The organism is Paenibacillus zeirhizosphaerae (assembly GCF_030705605.1).
Classification (GTDB): Bacteria; Bacillota; Bacilli; order Paenibacillales; family Paenibacillaceae; genus Paenibacillus; species Paenibacillus zeirhizosphaerae.
In genome coordinates, this window is record NZ_JAPCKK010000030.1 from 118,489 (window position 1) to 142,005 (window position 23,517).

21 protein-coding genes and 1 pseudogene are annotated in these 23,517 nt (G+C 50.5%); 16 read left to right on the forward strand and 6 right to left on the reverse strand.

Annotated features, from left to right (window positions below):
- The first annotated feature begins 13 nt into the window (after positions 1–13).
- The 3 genes from pucD to OIN60_RS18485 all read left to right on the forward strand — a co-directional run bounded on the left by pucD (position 14) and on the right by OIN60_RS18485 (position 4,032).
- Complete coding sequence (pucD, locus tag OIN60_RS18475) at positions 14–2,335, forward strand: xanthine dehydrogenase subunit D (protein ID WP_305756340.1); 2,322 nt, start codon at positions 14–16, stop codon at positions 2,333–2,335.
- On the forward strand, positions 2,335–2,874 hold the full coding sequence (locus OIN60_RS18480; protein ID WP_305756341.1) for a (2Fe-2S)-binding protein: 540 nt from the start codon (positions 2,335–2,337) through the stop codon (positions 2,872–2,874). Before pucD ends, OIN60_RS18480 begins: the two co-directional genes overlap by 1 nt.
- Positions 2,875–3,165: 291 nt before the next feature.
- Complete coding sequence (locus tag OIN60_RS18485; RefSeq protein ID WP_305756482.1) at positions 3,166–4,032, forward strand: VOC family protein; 867 nt, start codon at positions 3,166–3,168, stop codon at positions 4,030–4,032.
- A 63-nt stretch (positions 4,033–4,095) separates the two neighbouring features.
- Here the strand turns inward: OIN60_RS18485 and glsA are convergent, their stop codons facing one another.
- A complete protein-coding gene (gene glsA, locus OIN60_RS18490) occupies positions 4,096–5,037 on the reverse strand; it encodes a glutaminase A (RefSeq protein ID WP_305756342.1) in 942 nt (313 codons plus the stop codon).
- Between the two features lie 79 nt (positions 5,038–5,116).
- Positions 5,117–6,367 carry a winged helix-turn-helix domain-containing protein gene (locus OIN60_RS18495; protein WP_305756343.1) on the reverse strand — a complete coding sequence of 417 codons (1,251 nt, stop codon included), beginning with the start codon at positions 6,365–6,367 and terminating at the stop codon, positions 5,117–5,119.
- A 395-nt stretch (positions 6,368–6,762) separates the two neighbouring features.
- Between OIN60_RS18495 and OIN60_RS18500 the strand changes: the two genes are divergently transcribed.
- The 11 genes and pseudogenes from OIN60_RS18500 to OIN60_RS18550 all read left to right on the forward strand — a co-directional run bounded on the left by OIN60_RS18500 (position 6,763) and on the right by OIN60_RS18550 (position 16,171).
- Positions 6,763–7,230, forward strand: coding sequence for a tripartite tricarboxylate transporter TctB family protein (locus tag OIN60_RS18500; RefSeq protein ID WP_305756344.1), 468 nt, complete (start codon positions 6,763–6,765; stop codon positions 7,228–7,230).
- Positions 7,227–8,744 carry a tripartite tricarboxylate transporter permease gene (locus OIN60_RS18505; protein WP_305756345.1) on the forward strand — a complete coding sequence of 506 codons (1,518 nt, stop codon included), beginning with the start codon at positions 7,227–7,229 and terminating at the stop codon, positions 8,742–8,744. Before OIN60_RS18500 ends, OIN60_RS18505 begins: the two co-directional genes overlap by 4 nt.
- 54 nt (positions 8,745–8,798) lie before the next feature.
- Positions 8,799–9,851 carry a tripartite tricarboxylate transporter substrate binding protein gene (locus tag OIN60_RS18510; protein WP_305756346.1) on the forward strand — a complete coding sequence of 351 codons (1,053 nt, stop codon included), beginning with the start codon at positions 8,799–8,801 and terminating at the stop codon, positions 9,849–9,851.
- Positions 9,852–9,867: 16 nt separating this feature from the next.
- On the forward strand, positions 9,868–10,818 hold the full coding sequence (locus OIN60_RS18515; RefSeq protein ID WP_305756347.1) for a hydroxyacid dehydrogenase: 951 nt from the start codon (positions 9,868–9,870) through the stop codon (positions 10,816–10,818).
- A gap of 92 nt (positions 10,819–10,910) precedes the next feature.
- Positions 10,911–11,123: pseudogene (locus tag OIN60_RS18520) on the forward strand (ArsR/SmtB family transcription factor); the annotation flags it as partial.
- Positions 11,124–11,300: 177 nt separating this feature from the next.
- Complete coding sequence (locus OIN60_RS18525; protein WP_305756348.1) at positions 11,301–11,786, forward strand: RrF2 family transcriptional regulator; 486 nt, start codon at positions 11,301–11,303, stop codon at positions 11,784–11,786.
- Positions 11,787–11,852: 66 nt separating this feature from the next.
- The gene (locus tag OIN60_RS18530) at positions 11,853–12,770 is read left to right on the forward strand and encodes an NAD(P)/FAD-dependent oxidoreductase (RefSeq protein ID WP_305756483.1); all 918 of its coding nucleotides are present in this window, start codon (positions 11,853–11,855) and stop codon (positions 12,768–12,770) included.
- A complete protein-coding gene (locus tag OIN60_RS18535; protein ID WP_305756349.1) occupies positions 12,767–14,200 on the forward strand; it encodes an MDR family MFS transporter in 1,434 nt (477 codons plus the stop codon). Before OIN60_RS18530 ends, OIN60_RS18535 begins: the two co-directional genes overlap by 4 nt.
- 360 nt (positions 14,201–14,560) lie before the next feature.
- Positions 14,561–15,271: a DsbA family oxidoreductase gene (locus OIN60_RS18540; protein WP_305756350.1), complete on the forward strand. Its 711-nt coding sequence runs from the start codon at positions 14,561–14,563 to the stop codon at positions 15,269–15,271.
- A gap of 205 nt (positions 15,272–15,476) precedes the next feature.
- Positions 15,477–15,767 (forward strand): DUF6809 family protein, encoded by a 291-nt coding sequence (locus tag OIN60_RS18545; RefSeq protein WP_305756351.1) that lies wholly within the window; start codon positions 15,477–15,479, stop codon positions 15,765–15,767.
- Between the two features lie 188 nt (positions 15,768–15,955).
- On the forward strand, positions 15,956–16,171 hold the full coding sequence (locus tag OIN60_RS18550; protein ID WP_305756352.1) for a hypothetical protein: 216 nt from the start codon (positions 15,956–15,958) through the stop codon (positions 16,169–16,171).
- Between the two features lie 84 nt (positions 16,172–16,255).
- On the opposite strand, the gene OIN60_RS18555 is transcribed toward OIN60_RS18550, so the two are convergent.
- On the reverse strand, positions 16,256–17,092 hold the full coding sequence (locus OIN60_RS18555; protein WP_305756353.1) for a helix-turn-helix transcriptional regulator: 837 nt from the start codon (positions 17,090–17,092) through the stop codon (positions 16,256–16,258).
- A 119-nt stretch (positions 17,093–17,211) separates the two neighbouring features.
- Here OIN60_RS18555 and OIN60_RS18560 point away from each other — a divergent pair, with 119 nt between their 5' ends.
- Together OIN60_RS18560 and OIN60_RS18565 are read left to right on the forward strand one after the other, a co-directional pair.
- Positions 17,212–18,057, forward strand: a complete 846-nt coding sequence (locus tag OIN60_RS18560) for an NAD-dependent epimerase/dehydratase family protein (protein WP_305756354.1) — start codon at positions 17,212–17,214, stop codon at positions 18,055–18,057.
- Positions 18,058–18,164: 107 nt separating this feature from the next.
- Positions 18,165–19,163 carry a LacI family DNA-binding transcriptional regulator gene (locus tag OIN60_RS18565; protein WP_305756355.1) on the forward strand — a complete coding sequence of 333 codons (999 nt, stop codon included), beginning with the start codon at positions 18,165–18,167 and terminating at the stop codon, positions 19,161–19,163.
- A 96-nt stretch (positions 19,164–19,259) separates the two neighbouring features.
- Here OIN60_RS18565 and abnB read toward each other — a convergent pair whose 3' ends face one another.
- The 3 genes from abnB to OIN60_RS18580 form a co-directional block, all read right to left on the reverse strand.
- Positions 19,260–20,765, reverse strand: coding sequence for an arabinan endo-1,5-alpha-L-arabinosidase AbnB (abnB, locus tag OIN60_RS18570; RefSeq protein WP_305756356.1), 1,506 nt, complete (start codon positions 20,763–20,765; stop codon positions 19,260–19,262).
- Positions 20,766–21,620: 855 nt separating this feature from the next.
- Positions 21,621–22,589, reverse strand: a complete 969-nt coding sequence (locus OIN60_RS18575; protein WP_305756357.1) for an SDR family NAD(P)-dependent oxidoreductase — start codon at positions 22,587–22,589, stop codon at positions 21,621–21,623.
- Between the two features lie 42 nt (positions 22,590–22,631).
- Positions 22,632–23,423: an SDR family NAD(P)-dependent oxidoreductase gene (locus tag OIN60_RS18580; protein ID WP_305756358.1), complete on the reverse strand. Its 792-nt coding sequence runs from the start codon at positions 23,421–23,423 to the stop codon at positions 22,632–22,634.
- Positions 23,424–23,517 lie beyond the last annotated feature (94 nt).

Sequence of the window (23,517 nt, forward strand, 5' to 3'; positions counted from 1 at the left end):
AGGAAGTGATCACATGCTGCTGAATCGTGAAAACAGCGGTAAGCGTTGGTATACACGTCCGGACGGTCCGGATAAGGTGGCGGGAAAGCTGCAGTATTTAACGGACCTGTCTCTTCCCGGCATGTTATACGGACGCGTACTGCGCAGCATGTATCCGCATGCGCGTATTCTTTCCGTGGATACGTCAGCGGCGGAGCGGCTTGAAGGAGTACAAGCAGTCCTGACCTACCGCGATGTGCCGGGGATGAACCTGTTCGGACTCGCTACACCGGATCAGCCGGTATTCTGTAGTACCGTCGTACGTTATACAGGGGATGCCATTGCTGCCATTGCCGCCGAAAGCCCGCAAATCGCCGAAGCCGCCCTGCTTCTCATCTCCGTTGAATATGAAGAGCTGCCGGTAATGGATTCACCCGAAACAGCCCTCGCACCTGATGCTATCCTTCTGCATTCACAGGGGAACGTCCTTCATCGGACGGAAGTGAAAAGAGGCTCGGTGGAAGAAGCTTTCCGAACCTGTGCGCACATGGTTGAAGAGACTTACTACACCCCGCGTCAGATGCATACCTATATGGAAACCGAAGGCGGCCTTTTTGTACCGGAAGCGGATGGCCGTCTGACGGTATATGCCGCGACACAGCATGGCTATAAGGATAGGCTGCAGCTTTCCCGGATTCTTGATATGCCTGAGGAGTCGATTCGTGTGATCTCGAGTCCGATCGGCGGATCATTTGGCGGTAAGGATGAGCTGAATGTGCAGCCTTACGGCTCCCTGCTTGCGTTACGCTGCGGTCGTCCGGTCAAAATGCATAACTCCAGAAAGGAATCAGTTCGCGCAGGCTTGAAACGTCACCCGATGAAGATCGAGATGCGGACAGGAACCGACGCGAACGGGAAGCTGCTCGCTCATCAGGTGCGGATTACGGCGGACACTGGAGCCTATGCTACTCTGGGAGCGCCTGTGCTGAATTTTGCAACAGAGCACAGCATGGGCCCCTATAATATTCCCCACGTAGATATTGAAGGAGTATCTGTGTATACGAACAATGGAGTTTCTGGGGAGTTCAGGGGATTTGGAGGCAACCAGGCGATCTTTGCGATGGAGGGACAGATGGATCGACTGGCCGGGAAGCTGGGAATGGATCCATGGGAATTCCGCCGTTTGAATTTGCGCGCGAGCTCTGACCCCGGTCCGCTGGGACAACGCATCCTGCAAACCGAAGGGCTGGCGCAGGTGTGGGAAGCTGTGGAGAAATCCGAGCTATGGCAACAGCGTAAGCAAGGTCTAGATCGTCAGGAGCACCTGCCATGGGTCCAAAAAGGCATTGGAGCCGCGATTGCCATGCACGGTGCAGGCCTGGGTTATGGTATACCCGATCCTGCCGGAGGCAGGCTGTCGCTTACGATCGAGGGCAAAATTGAAGCAGCCTTCAGCTATGAGGAATTTGGGCAAGGGCTTGTCGCAACGCTTGAAATTATGCTGATGGATATTTTCGCCTGTACTGCGGAAGATCTCAGCATTGTCATTGGGGATACGGACAGGGTGCCCCACAGCGGCTCCAGCACCGCTTCCCGGTCCACGACCATGGCGTGGATGGCGCTGCAAAGGCTGAGAACTCCCTTTATCAGCAAAATCAGGGCCATTGCCACCAGGCTCACCGGCATTCCGGAGGAACGACTCGTCACAGGGCCGGGAGGCATATGGCAAATGTCTGCGGAACATGGGGGAGACTGCAACACCACTCAGGAATTCAGCGGTATTCCTCTTGTTACTTATGCCCAAATCGCAGCGGCGGCTGGTGAAGAACTTATATTCGATACTAAATTTGATTATCCAACCACGCCGGATCACATTGTCGGCGGCCATTATTTATATACCTATGCTGCCGTCATTACAGAGGTGGAAGTGAACACGCTGAGCGGAGAGGTCAGGCTGCTCGATACGAAGCATGTAGTGGCGGCGGGTCCGGTGATCAATCCAATGGGGTACCTCGGACAGATTGAAGGCGGCAGCGTCATGGCGCTTGGCTTCACACTTACTGAAGATGCCATCATGGCGGGTGGCCGTTATCTGACGCCAAATCTGGATACCTACATGATCCCGACGATTAGCGATGTTCATACTTCCCTGGAGGTTGAAGCGATTCAAGAGCTGCCTGAGGGAGATCCATTCGGACCGCGGGGCATCGGAGAGATTGGTTCCGTTGCGCTGGCTCCGGCCATAGCGGCGGCCATTCATCAGGCGACGGGCGTACGGGTGAACAGGCTGCCAGTGAGTCGTGAGCTGCTGCTTCGTCCGGTAGAGCTGGCTGTTAAGGAAGGAGCGGAGCGCTAATGAATGAGCAAATCTGTATCTGGCATGCCGTGATTAACGGTCAGAACATCGAAATGCAGATCCCGCCTTCAAGAAGGCTGCTGGATATATTGCGAGTGGATTTGAATATGACGGGCACCAAAATCTCCTGTGAAGTAGGCCGATGTGGAGCGTGCATGGTGCTGCTTGACGGGGAACCGGCCAACGCCTGTTTGCTGATGGCCTATCAATGCGTGGGACGGCGTATTACTACTATTGAAGGCTTGAGCGTGGATGCAGAGCGCAGATATGAAGGACATGAAGAACCGATGGACGATCTTCATCCGATTCAGCAGGCGTTTGTGGAAGAAGGCGGCTTTCAATGCGGTTATTGTACCCCAGGCATGATCATATCGACCAAAGCGCTGCTGGACCGAAATCCATCGCCTTCTCAGGAAGAGATCGAATCGGCGCTGTGCGGCAATCTGTGCCGCTGCACAGGCTACGGCGGTATCGTCCGTTCCGTGCAGAAAGCGGCTGAGCTGTGTAGAAGGCAAGCTGAGCCAAGCGTGAAATCGTAAATCAAATCAGAAAGCGGGAAGAGCCGGTATCGGCTCTTTTTTTTGGCAGCAGCAAAACGCGAACAGACGGCTTTGGCTGTAATCCGTAGCAGCAATAAAAAAGCGAGTGGAACACCAAGGACTTCGGCAATACTACGTAATGCAGCAAGAGAAGGGGTAGTTTTATCATTGACTTTCCAATAGTAAGGTGGTAGTTTTATCACACAGATACACTTTTGGTGTGGATAATAAAATATTTTGTTTAACGTAATAAATATTATGTAAACAAAAAAATGAAAGCAGGGGTATATGATGAAGCCGCAAATTCATCCAGCAACGGATATTGGCTTGGTTAGCCTGAAAATTAAACATTTGGAGCGCTCGATTTCCTTTTATACTGAAGTTATCGGTCTTAAGCTGCTAAAACGGGAGGAACGCCGAGCCGAGATGACTGCTGATGGGATGAAACCGCTTGTAATTCTGCATGAAATCGATGACGCGCTTGTGCTGCCGGAACGGTCCGGGGCAGGTTTGTATCATTTTGCCATTCTTGTTCCGAATCGCGCATCGCTTGGTCTTGTCGTCCGCAACCTGATCCGCAACAACATTCCGGTTGGGCAGGGAGATCATACGGTTAGCGAGGCCCTCTATCTAAGCGACCCGGATAATAACGGTATTGAGCTCTATGCTGACCGGCCACGTGATACATGGAAACGCGACAGCACAGGGCATTATGTGATGGGAACCGATCCGGTGGATGTGGAAGGTCTGCTGGCGGTCTCTGATCATATGCAGTGGACAGGTCTGCCTGCGGGTACGGTCATCGGTCACGTCCATTTCCATGTATCGAATCTGCAGGATGCGGAACAATTTTATGTGAATTTGCTGGGATTCGATATTACAGCCCGCTATGGCTCGATGGCTTTGTTCATCTCTGCCGGCGGATATCATCACCATATCGGTTTGAATACATGGGCGGGGGAAGGTGCACCGCCGGTGCCTGAGAATGCTGCGGGAATCGACTATTTTACACTGCGGCTGCCTGATCAAACAGCACTGGATGAAGTTGTGACTCGCTTGACCGAAAGCGGTTATTCGCTGACACAACGTGCTGGCGGCTTGTTTGTAAAGGATCCGTTTAATATCGGGATCAGGCTGGAAGTTAAGTCTAACGGGTAAATGAATATAACTGAGAAGTATCCCTCAACCGGAAGGTGAAGGGATACTTCTGCGTTGAAGCATTTAGAACATGCTCCAGTCCAGCTCTCTTGACAGCGTTTCCAGCAGATGGACGCCTGTTGTGCTGTTGCCCATCCGGTTCAGCGCCGGACCCACGACGCCGATGCCGTAACGTCCGGGTACCATTGTCAATATGCCGCCTGACACTCCGCTCTTGGCGGGCAGTCCTACCTGAATGGCGAAATGGCCAGACGCATCATACATCCCGCAGGTCGTCATGAATGTCTTGGCAATTTGCACATAACGGCGCGGGATTAGCTGAGTATTTCGGATCGGATCGTAGCCGTTATAGGCGAGAACTAGAGCCATGCGCGCAAGATCGGCACAGGTTGCGTTGACCGCGCAATGGCGGAAATACACTTCCAGCACATCCTCGACTTTGCCCCTTAAAATGCCTTTTTCCATCAGAAAATAAGCGAGCGAGCGATTCAGGTGGCCTGTCGCCGATTCTGACTCATATACGTCCTGGTCGAAATCCATGCGGTCATTGTGGGCCAGTAACCTTAAAAATTGCAAAATACGGGCATATCTTTCTTCGATGCTATTGCCTGCAATCAGGGAAGAGACGGCTATGGCACCCGCGTTGATGAACGGGTTAAACGGAATACCTGGCTCCACCAGCTCCAGCTTGAGCATGGAATTAAAGCGGTCTCCTGTTGGCTCCATGCCAACTTTGGAGAAAACCAGATTTTCACCGTTATCCATCAAAGCCAGAATGAGGGTAAACACTTTGGAAATGCTCTGCAGGGTAAAAACACAGCCACAATCACCAGATATTACCGTGTTACCTCTGCCGTCCATCATCGTAATTCCAAGCGCGTCCTTCGGGGCTTTGGACAATTCGGGAATATAAGCGGCGACCTGGCCGTGAACATGCTGTTTCCGGCTTGCTTCCACCCATTGCGGCAGTTTGGTTTGCAGTTGTTCCCATTCGTAGCTGTACATGAGGTCCTCCTGTCCTGCTCTATGCCTTTTATCATCATTCTAATGCCCGTAACCCCCCTGAAACAAGCCTGAAACGAGGTTACATAGACAGACTCTCTTTCAAGACAGGTGGTTCTGTTCTTTCCACTACGACAGAGTCTGCCTGAAAAGAAGTCGCAAACCGCGTTAACCCACTGCGCAGGGCGGCGAGCAGCTCATCCGTAATTTGAATATGTTCGTCCAACTGTAAAAGAGGAACGCTTAACGTATTGGTTTTGCGGTCAAGACGAGGATCCATCCTGCCGACAAGCTCATCCCCGTACAAAATCGGCATCGCGTAATAACCATACCGCCGTTTGAGCGCAGGGGTGTAAATTTCCCATCTGTAATGAAAATCAAATAAATCGGCAAGCCGTTCCCTGCGCCATAACAAGTTATCCAGGGGAGGTAAAAAGATCACCGGACTGCCTTCGTTTCCGCCGGTGCCGGATTGGTCGGAAAGCTCTTCCAGTACTTCTACATCGGCAGCAGCCATATAATAGGGTCTTGTTACACCCTCAATGTCCAGGGCGACCAACTGCCTGTCATGGAGCCGCGACTGAATCCATTCTTTACGCTCGGACGCGGACGATTTCACCCAGCCAAGACGAGGGTCCTGAGCGTCGAATACTTTGTAAGCCTGTATATATTTATCCAGCAGCTCGCTGCGAACGGTTGCCGGGTCCGCTGCGGCAGCTTTTTCCCGCAGCTCGGCAGGAACGGTGGTATCCGTCAGGGCGAAGAAACGCTCTGTGCCCCTCCGCCCAACGACACGGATCATACCGGCATCCAGCAACAGGGTTAGTGCATGGGAGGTATCTTTGGTTTTTGGAATGTTGTTCGGGTTTTCCCAATACCCTGTTACCTTAGCAGCAGATTGGAAGGCACGGGAAGGGAGGGAGCCATCAGTCTGCAGACGGGCAAGCACGGCTTCTACGACCGGTTCAAGCTCCACCAATCTGTCTTGGACAGCCGCACGTTTCCGTTCGCGTACAGGCTGATACACCGGATAATCCTCCATCGGCATGACACAAGCCGCGTTGGCAACATACTCGAAGACCTTATGCTCCGCCAGCAGTTGTTCAAGCATTTCCGGCCGATATTCCGGCATACGTGCTGCGAATACGAGATGCTGGTTCGGAGCAACGGCGGATACGGGGTCCAACTGCACAGCCACCAGCGAACGAATCATGTCCAGCACGGACTGTACGGAAGCAGGCTGCGGAGGTGAGGATGAAGGAGCCCGCAGCAGATGCTGGGCCTGAAGAAGCAGCCTGCGTAAAGATTTGCGATCTGTTTTTTTGGATATCATGGCAGCGACATTCCCCTTTATTTGAATTAGCATTTTTGCGAAATAGCTATGTATTCTTCAAATCCATAATTTACAAACTAGTATACTGCTTAGGGAAAGGGAAGGAAACCAAGGAAGAGGATTTTATTCCGTATATGATTAAGTATGTTAATGATTCATTACATAACATCATGCATTTTGCTTGTTTTAGGAACCTTGATTTCACAAAAACTATCCGTTGACTAGATGATTATTCACTGTTAACATGATAAACATATTAATCACATGAAAAATATAGGAATTAAAGTTCGACCGGACAAACCGGAGACACTGCGAGATAAGGGCTGATGTATGCCCTCTTCTTTCCAGTGTCTTTTTTTGTCTGCATATGTTCATGGGGGAAGGGATGAGAGAGGATGATCAGCAAGAAAGCGGACCGGACAGCCGGAGCTTTGACCGTAGTTATTGGCGGTGTAGCCTTGATGGAAGCAGTCAAGCTGTTTCAATATAGAGCGGGGTTGTGGAACGGAGATCATATATTTCCTTTTATGATTGGAATCGGACTTGTATTATCCGGTATTGCGTTAACCGTGAGAGGCGGTGCTGCACATGCAAGCATCAAATTGTTTCCCAAAGGGAGAAAGGCTGTTGTGCTGGCCGCTGTTCCTGCCCTGCTTATTGTATATCTTCTCCTGATGACCATCGCCGGATATACAGCCTCAACCTTGGTGTGCTCATTGCTGCTGTTTCGTATGATCGGGTCCATGCGTTGGGTGTGGGCTGTGCTGGCGGCTGTTCTTCTGACGGGAGCGATGTACCTCATTTTTATCGTTTGGCTCATGACACCATTACCTGCCGCCAATTGGATGGGGGTGAGCTTATGATCGAATCTGCAACCGCGCTTGCATATGGCTTTATCGACGCGCTTACACCCATGAACCTGCTGATGGCAGCCATCGGGGCGCTGATCGGTACGTTTGTAGGTGTATTGCCAGGGCTTGGTCCCACATCTGCTATCGCTATTCTGCTGCCGCTCACAACAGTGCTTGATCCCGCCCAGGCGATTATTATGCTGGCCGGTATTTATTATGGCGCGATGTATGGAGGCTCCACGACAGCCATCCTGCTGAACATTCCGGGTGAAGCTTCATCCGTGCCGACCTGTCTTGACGGTTATCCGTTGGCGGTTCAAGGAAGAGGCGGGCCGGCTCTCGGCATCGCAGCCATTTCTTCCTTTATTGCAGGCATTATCGGTGTATTGGGGCTGGTCTTTTTTGCGCCGATTCTGGCAGAACAGGCCATTAAACTTGGACCTCCAGAGTTGTTTAGCGTGATGCTGCTGGCGCTCGCGATAACATCGGGTTTAACGGGCGGATCACTGCTAAAGTCGTTGATTATGGGGCTGTTCGGTTTTCTTCTTTCCATGGTTGGCTTGGGCAGCTCAACAGGTATGTTCCGGTTTACGTTCGGATCCAGCAGCCTTTCCGGTGGTTTCGAGATGATCAGCATCATTATCGGATTGTTTGCCATTACCGAGGTTCTAAGAAGCATGGAAGAGAAGAAAACAGCCGTTTCATCCGACCGGATCGGCAGCGTCTATCCTACACGAAGTGATCTGCGCCAGAGCTCAGGAGCCATCGCAGCGGGTAGTATCATCGGTTTTGTCATGGGGCTTCTGCCTGGAACATCTGCGGCCGTAACTTCATTTCTGTCCTATGATGTGGTTAAAAAGTTTTCCAGAAGACGCCATTTGTTTGGGCGTGGAGCGATTGAGGGGGTGGCAGCACCGGAAGCAGCCAACAATGCCACCAGCTCAGCCGGCTTTATCCCGCTCTTTGCACTGGGTATCCCTTCATCGCCGCCCCTTGCCGTGCTGCTGGCCGGATTGATGATTTACGGGGTGGCTCCCGGTCCGCTCTTATTTGAGCAAAAAGGCGGGTTCATTTGGACGGTAATTGCCAGCATGGTGATCGGCAACATTGCGCTTCTGCTCCTGAACCTGCCGCTCGTCGGGTTGTGGGCGCGCTTGACCCGTGTACCCTTTGGCATCATGGCTCCGATCATTCTAATGCTTAGTATTATCGGGGCCTATACGGTGCGCAACAATCTCTTTGACGTGGGCGTAGCTGTCGTTTTTGGGGTGCTGGGTTATTTTATGCATAAGTTCGACTGGCCGGTGATGCCGCTCATTCTGTGCTTTATTCTCGGTCCGCTGATGGAACAATCGTTCACGCAGACGATGTCCATGTCCGGCGGCAGCTTTGCTATTTTTGTCACCCGTCCCATAACGCTTGCCTTTCTTTTAATAGCGGCTGTTCTGTTTCTGGTATCCACCTGGCTGGCCGGGCGAACGAGAAGGAGAGTGAAGGAGGAGGGTGCGGAGGCTTTGGATTTTTGACATCCCCAAGGATAGGAATTCGATGAAATCAACTTGTTAAAGGAGAGCGGGAACATGAAGAAAAGCGCATCGAGGATGGGAAAATACGGATTCCTATTGGCAGGCCTGCTGACGGTAACCCTGGCTGTAGCCGGTTGTGGTTCAGGACAGCAGAGTAAGCAGACAGCAGCAGGGACACAAAACGCGGCAGGCAGTGCAGACCGTTATCCGGACAGAGCCATTGAATATGTGGTTCCCTATGCGGCAGGCGGGGGCGTAGATCTTGTAGCCAGAGCGGTTGCGGAGAAGCTGAGCGAGAAATGGGGCCAGCCTGTCAACGTAGTCAACAAGCCGGGAGGTGGAGGTGCGACAGGAGCGCAATATGCGCTGAATCAAGCGCAGCCGGACGGATATACGGTGATGGCCAATGTGGTGTCGCTTGGTTCCATGATGACGGCCGGGTACACGAATCCGCCTGTCAAGCAGGAGGATCAGATTTTTGTGTCCCGGATCGTACAGGATGTCCCGGCGTTTACGGTGAAAGGGGATGCACAGTGGCAGGATTTCAAAGCATTTTCCAATTGGGTGAAAGCGAATCCGGATCAATTGACATGGACGACCTCCGGCGTATCCGGCTTCTCCTCCTTTGCGGTTGCGGAGTGGTTGAATGAAATCGGTGTGGACATATCCAAAACTCGCATGATCGTTACTAAAGGTACGGCGGAATCGATTCCGCTGGTGGCAGGCGGCAATGCGGTGTTGGCTGTACATCCGGTAAGTGAAGTATCCGCTATGGCCGAGGCTGGAAAGCTCAAAATACTGGCTGTCTCAGGTGAGAACAGAAGCCCGTATTTTCCAGATGTGCCAACAGCGAAGGAACAAGGAGTGGAGAATCTGTCGGCGTTTTGGTGGACGGGTGTAAGCATGGCCAAAGGGACACCGGGTGAAATCGTGCAAAAATGGGACGAAGCGCTTGCCGAGTTGGCGGAGGATCCCGATTTTATAGCCAAACTGGAGGCTCTGAAGCTTCAGCCCTCTTATTTAAATCAGACGGAATATAATCCATTTTTGCAGAAAGAAACGGAATATTACACGGAGCTGGCGTCAAAACTGGGGCTCCGGAAATAAAAGGAGGGCCAGCGCAATGAAGATCGTCATCGCAGAACATATAGCCGACTCTGGTCTGGAGATGCTGCAAAGCAGCGGAAATGAGCTGGTTTATGATCCAGGGCTCTGGGCTGACCGGGGGCGGCTGGAGGACGCAGTAATCACCGCAGACGCTTTAATCGTACGTAATCAGACAAGAGTGGATGTCCCCCTACTAGCGAAAATGGTGAAAACGGTGGCCATCGGCCGGCTCGGTGTCGGGCTGGACAATATCGATGTGCATGAAGCCAAGCGACGGAATATCGCGGTCATCAGCGCGAAAAACGCCAATGCGTCGTCTGTAGCAGAATATGTGATAGCAGCCATCTTTACGTTTACACGTCCGCTGCTTGTGGCTTCCGAGGATGTGAAGGCGGGAGGCTGGGACCGCAAGCGGTTTGGTGGCCATGAGATTGCAGGCAAAACGCTGGGCCTCATCGGGATTGGCGAGATCGGCCACCGCACAGCCGTGCGGGCCAAAGCGCTCGGCATGAAGGTGATCGGCAGTGATCCTCGATTGTCCGGCTATGATTTTGCGGCTGCCGAATCCGGCATCCGGCTTGCTTCTATGGAAGAAGTGCTGCAAAGCTCTGATTGTGTAAGCCTTCATATTCCGCTCTTACCTGATACGAAGGGACTCATCAATAAAGCGGCGATCGAACAGATGCAGCCGCATGCGTATTTGATCAATACATCACGGGGCGGCGTAGTTGACGAGCAGGCGTTGTATGAGGCGCTGCTGCACAGGCGGATTGCCGGGGCCATGCTTGATGTGCTGTCCGTGGAACCGCCACCGCCCGATCATCCGCTGCTGTCTCTGGACAGTTGCGTCATTACGCCGCACGTGGCTGGATTGACGGAAGAAGCGAATCATCGCACGTCGGAGCTCATTGCTGCTGAACTTCTGAAAGAGCTGAAGGGCATTCGCTCCTTGTGCAGGGTTGTTTGACAAACAGATACATTTTCAAATGCGGCAAGATCCAATTCCATTTCGGGAATTGGATCTTTTTGTGTACAGTTTCGGAACAATCAAATCTTTCTGTGACGAATACACAAAATATAGCCAAGATTTTTAAGGTATTAGCGGATGATACCCGAATGAAAGTTGCGTTTGCTTTGTGCCAGGAAGGCGAATGATGTGTGTGTGATGTCGCCAATATTATCGGATCGAGCATAGCGACGGCTTCCCACCATCTTCGGTTGCTCCGCAATATGGGGCTTGCAAATTATCGAAAAGAAGGAATATGCATCTGGACGCTCGACTAGCTGCCCAACTTTGAGTTCCGCGAGATCAACGGCCAGATGGGTGCCGTCATCAAGTTGGGTGGGCAACTGTAAACTGGAAGCGAATCAGAAAATGGTATTGCAATTTGGAGTTAAATCTTTTATTATGGACATCGAAGGTCCATAATGAGAAAGGGGGAGGAACACTTGCAATTCTCCAAAAGCAGTGATTATGCCCTACACGCCTTAATTCATCTAGGATACTCGGAGCGTTGCAACAACGTCGGAATCAAGGAATTATCCGGGGCACTTGGCGTTTCCGAAAGCTATTTATCCAAAATTATGTCTAAGCTGAGGCAGGATGGAATCGTACGAGCTATGCCAGGCGTGAACGGCGGTTACGAACTTGCACGGCCGGCGGATCAAATTACGTTCCTTGATGTAATTCAAGTGATTGAAGGAAGACAGCATCTATTCGAATGCTCGAATACGAGTTCGCAGCAGCATCAGTTCTTAGCGGAAGAGGGGGCCGCACAGCGGGATCGGAAACGTCTGGGAAAAAACGTATGTTTGATTGAAAAAGTTATGGACGGCGCGGAACAGCAGCTACACCAATACTTGCGGGAACACACGCTCCAGTCGGTACTGGATGAAGCTTTCAAGCGTTGTACCCATGAGGCAAACAAGAAGTGATGCGCTTCTTGTGCATTAATCATGGATAATATAGATCTTTTATGGAGGTATTTAAAAACTATGGAAATGACAAATCAACTTTTAGATGTAACCATTATTGGTGGCGGACCAGCTGGGTTGAACGCCGCCTTGGTACTCGGAAGGGCAAGGAAAAAGGTGATGATCATCGATGAAGGTCGTCCACGCAACATGGTAACTCGTGAGGTCCATGGATTTCTTACCCGTGACGGAATTACGCCGCGTGAGTTTCGGCGAATTGCGAAGGAAGAGATTAGTGCCTATCCTTCCGTATCCTTCGTAGCGGACACCGCAGTGGTGATCACGGGAACTGACGGTCAGTTTCAGATTGAGACTGCGCAAGGACAAACTTTTGCAAGTAAAAAAGTTCTGTTCGCTGTTGGCATGAAAGATGAGCCGCTCGACATTCCGGGACTACAGGAGGTATATGGAAAAAGCGCTTTTGTATGCCCGTATTGCGACGGCTGGGAATTAAGGGATCAGCCGCTTGTCATCATTATGAAGGGGGCTGAGCTTATGCATTTTGCTCCCCTCATATCCGGATGGACGGACCGTTTTGCCGTTTGCACGAATGGCCCTGATGAATTGACGGATGCCGAGCGCGAGGAGCTCCGGCAGAATCAAGTGCCTCTGTTCGACTCGCCGATCCGGCACATTGACTCCAGCGACGGGAGCGTGCAGCAAGTCGTTCTTGAAGACGGGTCGACGGTCCCATGCACAGGGATCTTTTTCAAACCGGAGTTGGTTACAGGATCGGACTTACCGCGAAAGATCGGATGCCATATCACGGAATGGGGGGCTGTCGTCGTCGATGACTTCGGAAAAACGAATGTTCCGGGCGTCTATAGCGCCGGGGATGCAGCATCGCGAATGCATCAGGCCATAGCTGCTGCCTCGATGGGCGCATTTGTCGCTGCGGTCATCAATAACGAGTTAAATACAGAGGCTTGGGGTGAAAAAGGATGAGTAATTTAAATAATATCAAGCGCGGCCCGATCATGTTTGCCCTGATTATCGGCCTGTTCGTCGCCGCTTTGAACGAAACGTTGATGGGGAATGCCCTTCCCGAATTGATGAAATCATTTGAGGTGTCTGCGGCAACGGTCCAGTGGCTTTCCACGGCCTTCATGCTCGTCGTTGGCGTGCTTGTTCCGGTGACGGCAATCTTACAGCAATGGTTCACGACCAGGAAAATTTTTCTATCCGCGATGAGCCTGTTCTTTGTGGGTACAGTGATCGCAGCGGTGTCGCCGACATTCAGCGTGCTGCTCATCGGGCGGATTATTCAGGCGATCGGGACCGGCATGCTGCTGCCGCTTGTCATGAACGTCATCATGGCCATTTATCCGCCGGAAAAGCGGGGGGGAGCGATGGGGACGTTAGGGCTCGTCGTGATGTTCGCGCCGGCGATTGGCCCGACCGTATCGGGTTTGATCGTTGACGGACTTTCGTGGCGCTGGTTGTTTTACCTCGTAATACCATTTGCGCTGCTCTCCGTTATGATCGGAGCCGCTGTGTTGAAGAATGTGTCGGAAGTCACCAAACCGCGCGTAGATTTTTTATCTATCGTGTTGTCGACGATCGGCTTTGGTGGAATCGTTTATGGGTTCAGCAGTGCCGGTGAACACGGTTGGTCAGAACCCGCAGTCATCTGGACGATCACGGCGGGTAGCGTTGCGTTGTTGCTGTTCGTTTGGAGGCAGCTCGTATTGGAGCAGCCTGTCATGGATTTACGCGCATTTAAATATCCGACATTTGCACTTGTCGCCGTGCTGCTGTTTGTGCTTATGATGACCTTCTTCTCATCGGCCATCATGCTTCCGATGTTCATGCAAGGCGTGCTCATGGTAACGGCATTCAAGTCCGGTTTGATTCTTCTTCCTGGAGGAATCATCAATGGGTTCATGGCCCCGGTCTCAGGCAAGCTGTTTGACAAATTTGGGCCGCGCGTTCTGGTCATCCCGGGATTGGTCATCGCTGTTATCTCATTATGGCAATTCACCCGATTCGACGAAACGACGAGCACCGGCTTCCTCGTAACCATTCACATCGCGCTGATGATTGGCATCGCGCTAGTCATGATGCCTGCACAGACGGCTGGACTTAACCAGTTGCCCAACCATCTGCACCCGCATGGGACAGCGATCTTGAATACACTGCAGCAGGTGTCAGGCGCAATCGGCACTGCCCTATATATCAGTATTATGTCGAGCGGGCAGAAGCAGTATTTGAGCGGTGCAAGCAATCCGCAGGCTCCGGAGGAAATGGCGAATGGGCTCGCATTCGGCATCAACAACGCATTCTGGTTCGGCGTCATCATCGCGCTCGTCGCGCTTGTGCTCAGTCTCTTTCTTCGTAAAGGGAAATCGCCGGAGCAAGAACAGTCGGCTGGATGAATTAGCCCGTTCGTTTAGGGTAATTCATTAATCATAAGGGATGGTGGAGAATACTCATGAACGATTTTTTTAATGCAGCCATATGGGAAAAAGTGTGGAAAGACGAATCCGATTTGAAAATCGACAGGATGAAAAGGAATGGATCCTACCCGCTCTTTTGACCCTAAGGCCAAGGCGTTCAGTTCGAAAACAACGTCAATGGGATATTTGCTACATTTGTCATCATCCAGGAGGACGGACGTTTTGGCAAAGTACTGATTCGATTGCAGGATCAGAACATGTATATGAGAGAGCTTTGAGTCTGAAGGTACGATTCGTCGAATCAAGAATAGAATTATTATTAGATCATTGGAGGAATTGATGATGAAAATAGAGGTTTGGTCGGATTTTGGATGTCCCTTCTGTGTAATAGGTAAAAGAAAACTTGAGAATGCACTGGGCATGTTTACGATGAAAGATAAAGTAGATGTTGTATATCGCAGTTATCAACTCGATCCTGACGCAGAGAACAGAACACTTAGTACCGAACAACTTGCCCGGGAAAAGGGAATGACAGTTGAGCAATTGAAAATCAAGCAAGGACAAGTAGCCAATATGATTAAAAAAGAAGCCGGACTCGATGTCGGTTATGATCAAGTTGTGATCGCTAATACGTTTGATGGTCATCGGTTGGTTCATTTTGCAGCCGAAGAGGGAAAGGGAGCAGAGTTAACAGAAAGTCTGTTTCGCGCTTACCTTTCGCAACGCATGGATATCGCCGACCACAACGTACTTGTTTCCTTAGGTAGCGAGGCGGGGCTTAATGAGCAGGATGTAGCGAAAATGCTTACATCTGATGCGCATAAAGATGCGGTCAAAGCAGACATCGCCGAGGCTAGAAAGTTGAATATTTCAAGCGTACCTACCTTCGTGTTTAATAATAAGTACATCATTTCAGGCGCTCAGTCTGAGGAAGTTTTTTTAAATGCTCTGAATACGATCTGGGATGAAGAAAATAAACTCCAAAAACAGGAATTCAAGGACGAATCCCAAGGTGATAATAGCTGCAATGACGGGGTTTGCAATGTGTAATTTGGTTTGCCAACGTAAAACATTGTCCGATATAGAAATTTCATATTTTTGTTATACTGCATTTGGACTTCCTCCGCATTAAGGATATAAAAACATTTTTAGTGATTATACCGCTAAAACACAATGTGCTGTGATCTGATGATGTATGATACTGCAGAGGGACCCCGTGTCCGGGGTTTAATCTGCAGTGTATAGGAGGAAAATTATGAGCATTGTTTTGGAAAAGCTGTTCTATGGAAACCTCAGACCTAACGAAAGCTTACAACCTGTAAATTCTGAATATCTCAGCCTTAACCGAAAGATTTCTACGTTAATTGATTCCTATCACAAGAAGCTTTCGCGGGAGGAGTACGATGAGTTGGAGAATTTAATCGATTTGTTAGGGCAATCGACATCCATATACTCATCTGCCGCGTATACGGAAGGTTTTCGACTTGGAGCAATGGTGATGATTGAAGTGTTCGGGGGAATGAATTTAAAAGGGGACGAGCAATGAGTGAATTTATATTGAAGGGGAAAAATCTAACGGGAGTCAACGAAAACGACTTGCTGCACGATTTAGAGCAAGTTCGGGAGGAAAATGTGGAATTAGTATTGTTGCAGAATGTGCCGTTTCCGTGTATCTTGTTGAAAGTAAGAAAAAAAGATGCTTACTATAAATTAGTACATAGGAGGGAAACCAGGATGACTCGTTATCTTTTTGAATATGAATTGAAATCCACCGGCTTCAAGGGTGAATTTAGCTGGGTGGCTGAAACCGAGGAGCAGGCCAAAGCGGCCGTTCATGAGCGCATCGCTGATCTGGAGTTTGTGGAGATGGACGATGTTGTGGTAGGCAATCTGCTTAAAACGCTGGATGCCACCAATCAGTACTATGAATGCGAAGGCTGCAGCTCCTGATCTGCAGATGATGTAATAAAAGGTCAAGGACGGGTAGAAATCCCCTCGTTCTTGACCTTTTTTTCCATGGATAAACCAAGTGATTTATCCATGCTCCTGAGTGCTTATTAAACTTTGCAAACGCTCAGCCGTATCCGTTGAAGCAGTATAGATCATGATCTTCAGATCCGGATTGGTCGGCGGCTGCAGGGTCACATGTTCAAACTCCATCTCTCCGATATGAGGATCGTACCACCGTTTGTGGCAATCGGTTACGACCTGAACGTCATGCATCGGCCAGCTCTCGCGAAACAACTGGCTGGTCTGCATAAATTCCCCAATAAGCTCCTTGAATCCCGGATCGTTAGGGAAGTGCCCATAATCCGCACGAAAGCGTGCAATCATGATTTGTCTTTTGGCTTCCCAATCCTTTATGCCTGCTCCCAGCGTGGTGTCCGTCAGAAAGAGTCTCATATAATTGGGTCTGTGCTGCGCATGATTTGAAAATGATGGGAATTGAAAAACGAACTCGGCTGCTTTGTTCCAGAATAGTAAATCCCAGTATCTTCCGATCACGAATGCCGGATTCGGCTCAAGAGCCCTGATCATCCGTTCCAAGCCTGCATTTAATTGCTGATTTTCTACCTCTTTCTGTTGGACCGGTCTTGCAAGAAGATGGAGATGGTGGCGTTCATCCTCGGTCAATCGCAGCGCTTTTGCTATGTTATTCAGTACATCCTCTGATGGATTGACATCTCTGCCTTGTTCCAAAGAGGTGTACCAGGATGTTCCGATATGGGCAAGCTGAGCCACTTCTTCCCTTCGAAGCCCCGGAGTTCGTCGTCGTCCATAGGATATTAACCCTACATCTGCTGGAGTAAGACGTTCTCGCCGCGAACGCAAAAAATCACCTAACGACATGCTGGAAGACATCTCTTCCATGGATAACTCCTCCTTACCCTGACACTTCCAATCGTACGATAAACGCAGGAAGGTTGCTACTTATGCGTTCTATTATACTGCCAATATAGCTTCTACAAAAACTTAGGAGGATTTGAAAAATGAACATTTTTGTAACAGGTGCCACAGGAAAAGTAGGAAGCCATTTTGTTCCGCGTATGTTACAGCGGGGTTATCACGTTAAAGTGTTGGTTAGAGACGCTGCAAAGGCGGGCTGGCTTCACCAGCAAGGGGCTGAAGTTGTGGAAGGTGATCTTTTGCAAGCAGAAAGTTATGTTGACGCTCTCCGGGGCACGGATGCTGTGATTCATTTGGCAGCACAGTTCCGTGGTGTAGATGAGAATACCACCAGAATATCAAATGTCGATGGCAGCATAGCTTTAGCTCGCGCTGCGTTACAGGCGGATATGCCGAGGTTTGTTTTTTCCAGCACCAATAATGTATACGGTGCGGGGGATCATGCGAGACCAAACCGTGAAGATGACGAGTTGAGGCCTGCCTATCATCCTTATCCTCAATCCAAAGCCGATGCCGAAGCGGCGCTGCTGCGGCTTCATCGCGAACAGGGATTAGGGTTGCGCATTTTACGGCTTCCATTTGTCTATGGTGAGCGTGATCCCCATATCACAGAATTTCTGCCGTTATTGCGTAATTGGAACCCAGCCAAACGAATGCATATGGCACACCATGCGGATGTAGCTCAAGCCCTGCTGCTCGCAGCTTCCACACCAGGTATTGATGGCCGAATCTACAATGTTGCCGACGATGCGCCAATCGCCGTTGCGGAATTGTTACAGCTTCATAATAGTGAAGTTTCGTCAGAAGCGCTGCAACAGGATTTTCATCCATGGGACCAGATCGTCGATACAACACGGATCAGAGAAGAATTAAATTATCGACCGATTTTCCCGTCGTTCTATTCGGCAAGGGATGCAGGTGCAATTTAATAAGATGGAAGGTATCTGAATCAAATCTCCATCTGCGCTTTTGAGAGAGCCTCTGATATGGTATTGTTGTGATAGACGCTAATACGAACGGCAAAGAAGGTGCGAATATGGCAGCCACAATTAAAGATATAGCCAAATTGGCGAATGTGTCTCACACAACAGTATCCAGGGCGCTGAACAACAGTCCATTGATCAAGGAAGAGACCAAACGCAAAATTCTGGAGCTGGCCGAGCAGCTAAATTATACCCCCAATTACAATGCCAAAAGCCTCGTCATGCAGCGCTCACATACGATTGGATTATTCTTCACCAGCATTTCGCGGGGGACGTCCTCCAGCTTTTTTGCGGACACGATCAGGGGAGTGAACTCTGTCATTGATACGCATTTTAACCTGTTTGTGCGCGGAATCGATGAGTTCGACGATTTTTCTTCCATCCATCGCAGACGCTTTGACGGCATTATATTGATGAGCCAGAGCGAAGAAGATAATCCTTTTATCGATCATGTGCTGCAGCAGGGCATTCCGCTGGTTGTGCTGAATCGTCAAGTTGCAGGCGAGGGAATCGTAAACATCATTTCGAATGATGCGGAAGGTGCTTATCATGCCGCTTCGTACCTTATAACATGTGGCCATACGCGTTTGGCTTTAATTGAAGGCCGGGAAGGATTCAAGTCTTCACAGCGCAGAAGGGATGGTTTCGTGAAAGCGTTAGTTGAGCATCAGCTACCGATTCATAACGAATACATGGTGGCGGGCCAGTATGATACAGAAAGCGGAAGCAGGGCGATGAAGAGGCTGCTCGCACTGGCGGAACCGCCTACTGCAGTTTTTTGCTCCAATGACGATATGGCCATAGGCGCTATAAACGCCGTGTTCGAGCAGAGAATGAGGGTGCCGGAGGATATGTCAATCGTCGGCTTTGATGATATCGGATATTCTCAATACATGACTCCGCCGCTAACGACGGTTAAGAGACCGATTGAACAGATCAGTGCGGCCGGAGCGTCACATATTCTGGAGCTGATCGAGTCGCCTTCAAGCAAAGAAAAACTAATTTATATGGGAACAGAGCTGATCATCAGAAGATCGGTCGGCATGAAATAGCAATTCCACTCTTTTTACAAGAAGTTTGATAAGCGAAAAACGGATCTGTACTCCACCCAAAGTGGAAACAGATCCGTTTCGTATTAAGCCGTTCACTTACTCGGCTGATTGGCTTCCCCAGACAGCCGTACCGTCTCCGGACAGGGCCGAGAAGGTCGGGACGTAGCTTTGAGCGCCGTTGTCCCATTGACGCAACAGCTTTCCTTTATAGGTCGTCCCGTTTAGTGTAAGAGTTATACTGTTCTTGTTGTTCTTTTTCCAGGTTCCTGACACAGCCCCTGTGACTTTACCGTCCTTGTTCAGTGCAATGGCAGCGGAAGGTTTGATGTCTGCCGATATGTCCTTGCCGTGATTCACATATTTGTAGACACCGGGAATTTCTTTGGGCTGAACAGAGGCTTCTGTCTCACCTGCATAGCGGTGGGGGGCTATCACCGGCCATCCGTCTTCATTCATCATGACTCTATGGACCCGAACCTGATGCTCTTCACCCCGTCCAGGGAAGCGGGTATGGAAGAAGATGAACGTTTCGCCTTTCTTCGGGTCCACATATACGGAATTATGCCCTGGAGAGACATAACCCTGGTCCGTGTATTCCTCCCCATCCAGGGCGGTAAATTCAAAGTTGCCAGCAAGCTTGGTCCCGTAAGGGGCAATGGAGGCGTCATCGAACAAGGTGCCGTCCGCACCTTTGGCGTTGATCATATCCTTGCCTGCCGAATCTACATAAGGCCCGTCCGGATTTTTGGAGCGTGCAACCCTGATGTTATAACCTCCAACTGCATCCAATCCGCCAAAGGACAAATACAGGTAATAATAGTCGGTTTTCGGATTATACACGATATAAGGTGCTTCTATGCGGCTATGGTTGCCTCCCAGCAGCTTTTTACCATAGCCTTGGCCGGGAAGCGGCTTGCCGGTCTTCGGGTTCATTTCCATAATAAAAATGCCGCCAGAATACGATCCGTACACCATCCACAGCTTGCCATTCTTATCGAAAAAAACGTCCGGGTCGACGACATTCGGGTGAATGGTCGCATCATAAATCGTGCCGTCTTCACTGATCTCGTCCCACATGCCAGACTTTAAAATAATGCCTGTATCCTTGTAGGGTCCCTCCGGGCGATCAGCGACGGCAATACCCATCGCTGATCTTGGCGAATCCCCTTTGCAGGCATTGTAATACATGTAGTATTTCCCGTCCTTCAGCTGGATGACGTCAGCAGCCCATAACGTATTGCTTTGCGCCCATTCGAACGTTTCGCGCAGCTCCTCGAAGACATTGGGGATGAGCGGATTATTGTTGTCTACGACCGTGGAGATTTGCTGCCAGTTCATAAGATCCTTTGTTTTGGCGGAGGCCAGATGGGAGCCGAAGAGGTAAAAGGCATCACCGCTTTTAATGACAGAGGGATCGTGAACAGTGACCTCGGAAAAGGCGGGAATCACATCGGATTTTTTGTGAACGCTTTCAATAGTGGGCGCTGAATCAGCAGTTGTTACAGCAGCAGGGGAGGCAGAGGCAGTCTCATTGACAATACTGCTGCCGGCTGCGGTCAGGCAGGATAACAAAAGCAAAGCCGTTTTTTTACTTTGTTTCATTATGAATCATCCCTCCGTATGTATAGTGATATACAAATTTATTTACGAATTAACATTATTATAAATCATGAAAAGAGGCAACTGTTTTTTTCCATTTCCAGGATAGTTCCCCATTGGAGTGGCGGAGTTGGAATGCTGGCTGATTCCTGCTTGAATGTCCATCACGATTTTTGCCCAAAAGTAAGAGGGTGTCCCCAAAGGCTCTTGACCGGGGCACTCTTTTCGTGCATGGGGAGACGCTCCGAGAACGAAGCATTCCTCCAATCACTATTGACCCTTCGGGCCAAAGGTGAACGCTCCGCTTTTCCGAAATTGCTTCGTCCTCTCCGCTGCTTTTGTGCATCCCCCAACTTAAAAAGAACAACCGGAAATCGCAGTACTCTGGCCCGGTCCGTTTTTTTGATTTTCGATTCCACTGACCGTCCTTTTTTCACAAAAAAAGTTACTTATGGAACAGCCCCTAATTGAACGGTTATCCGTTAGAGTTCAACAGGTGGCGGTAATGCTTAATACTCTGCTCTGATTTACGAAAGCTGTCCCTCAATCAGCACTTTGCAGGCGTCGAGGAAATAATCCGGATGATAAGAATCCTTGTCCATGTATGCGCTCGGGTTTTATACGATGTTTATCATACCGATGACAGTTGCACTTGCCAGAAGAAAACGGCAGAGCCCTTCGCGGGGCTGAAATTGAGATGACTGTTATGAAGTGGAAAAAGTGAAGAACAGGGGAAGCTGCTCCTGTTCTTCACTTTTTTGCTGAAATAGGGGGGATCGCCACCAAAATAATGTGAGAATGGACCGTCAGCGCATTCAGTAAATCAAGGCGATCAACTTACCGTGTGTGCGACAACCTTCACGACGCAGTGATTATCCATTCCTCGCTTTTCGCCCAAAGCCGTTCGGCTTTGTTAGCGTCGAGCGCATACGACCTTACGCCGTCGGCAAACGGGTTGGGTGTGTCATCGATCGGCGCGACCGCGCAATCTTCGAGATAACGTCCGCCAATTTCGTCTTTGTCAGCCACGACGGCGGCCCAGACCGACGTTGCGGCTGCCTGCGCGATTTCTTTGAGCTCCGCTGGCGGAAGACCCGCTTCGGCGCGAGCTTTGCCAACGGTCTCGAAAAGACCTTGCAAGTCTTCTTGCAAGAAATGGCGCGGGAGATTGGTAAGACTATTGCCGGGCATCACCGAAGCAGCTCGAATGCCACGATTGCGATGCCGCTTATCGAATTCCACTGCGAAGAGAGAAGTGGCCGTTTTCGATCGTCCATAAGCGACAAAAGGATCGTATGCCTGCTGCTCGAAATTCGGATCGTCCAAGTCAACATCGGCGGCGCGATGGGCTTGGGACGACAGCACTACCAAGCGCCCGTTATCGGCGAGCAGCGGCTCGATCCGATGGATCAAAGCGAAATGACCAAGATAGTTCGTCCCAAACTGGACTTCGAAGCCGTCGACTGTCCGGCCGAACGGGGTTGCCATGATGCCAGCGTTGGCGATGATGGCGTCGAACCGCTGACCGTTGGCCAACAGTCTATCCGCGCAGGCGCGAACGCTTTGCAAGGATGCGAGATCAAGCTCGATCAACTCTAGGCTTCCGCCTCCTTGCGCCGCAGCGTCAAGGGCCGTTGCAGTGGTCGCTTCGGCTTTGGCGAGGTCTCTGACCGTGCCGACGACGCTGGCGCCATGAGAGGCCAGTGAGCGGGCGGTTTCAAGGCCAATGCCTGAGGATACACCTGTAATGAGAAATCGCTTTCCCTTAAGATCAACGCCGGAAAGCACCTGATCGGCAGTTGACTTTGCACCGAATTTCCTGGTCATATATGTTCTCCTTTAATTGCGTATTTATTACTCCGGGCGGCTTCAGATTCCGACACCACCGGCCACATTGATCGTCTCACCGGTGATGTAGCCCCCATGTGGTCCGGCGAGGAAGCAGACAGTCTCTGCTACCTCTTCAAGGGTTGCAAAACGACGGATCGAATGCATGTCCAGGAAGGCTTCAAGGGGTGGAAGATGATCAGCCACATCTTTGTTCATGTCTGTGGGCATGGCACCCGGCTGCACGACATTCACAGTGATATTGCGGGGGCCGAGGTCGCGCGCGATGCCTCTCGCGTATCCAGCGATCGCCGCCTTCGTTCCGGCGTAGTCGGCGACCCCTTTTAAAGGCACGCGTTCGCCGAGCAAAGAGCCGATAAAAATAATGCGGCCACCGTCTGTTAGTTTGGGTGCCGCCGCGCGAGTATTGGCGATCGATCCCATGACATTGACCTGCCACTGCCGATTGTATTTTTCTTCATCTAAGCTGGTATCATCTACCATCTGACCCTGGATCGCGATGGCGGCGTTGTTCACGAGGATGTCGAGCTTGCCGAATTCGGCAATCACCGAGTCAATCAGGGGCTTGGCGGAAGAAAGGTCCGCTTGGTCGCTTCTAATTGCTAATGCACGAACACCCTTGGCCTTCAGCTTCTCCACGACAGCCTCTGCCTTTTCGGTCGAAGCCGCGTAGCTGATCGCAACATCCGCTCCATGATCGGCAAACGTTTCAGCTATAACGGCACCAAGGCCGCGTGAGCCACCCGTAATGAGGACAACCTTGCCCTTTAATGATTTTTGCATGAAAATAACCTCCTCCAATGATTTCTGCATGATAAAGCATCTCTTTGTACGTGACCGAACGCCCTCGCCGGAATTGGCGATTTTTCATAACGATCATTACAGTAACGAATGTTACACAATTCGG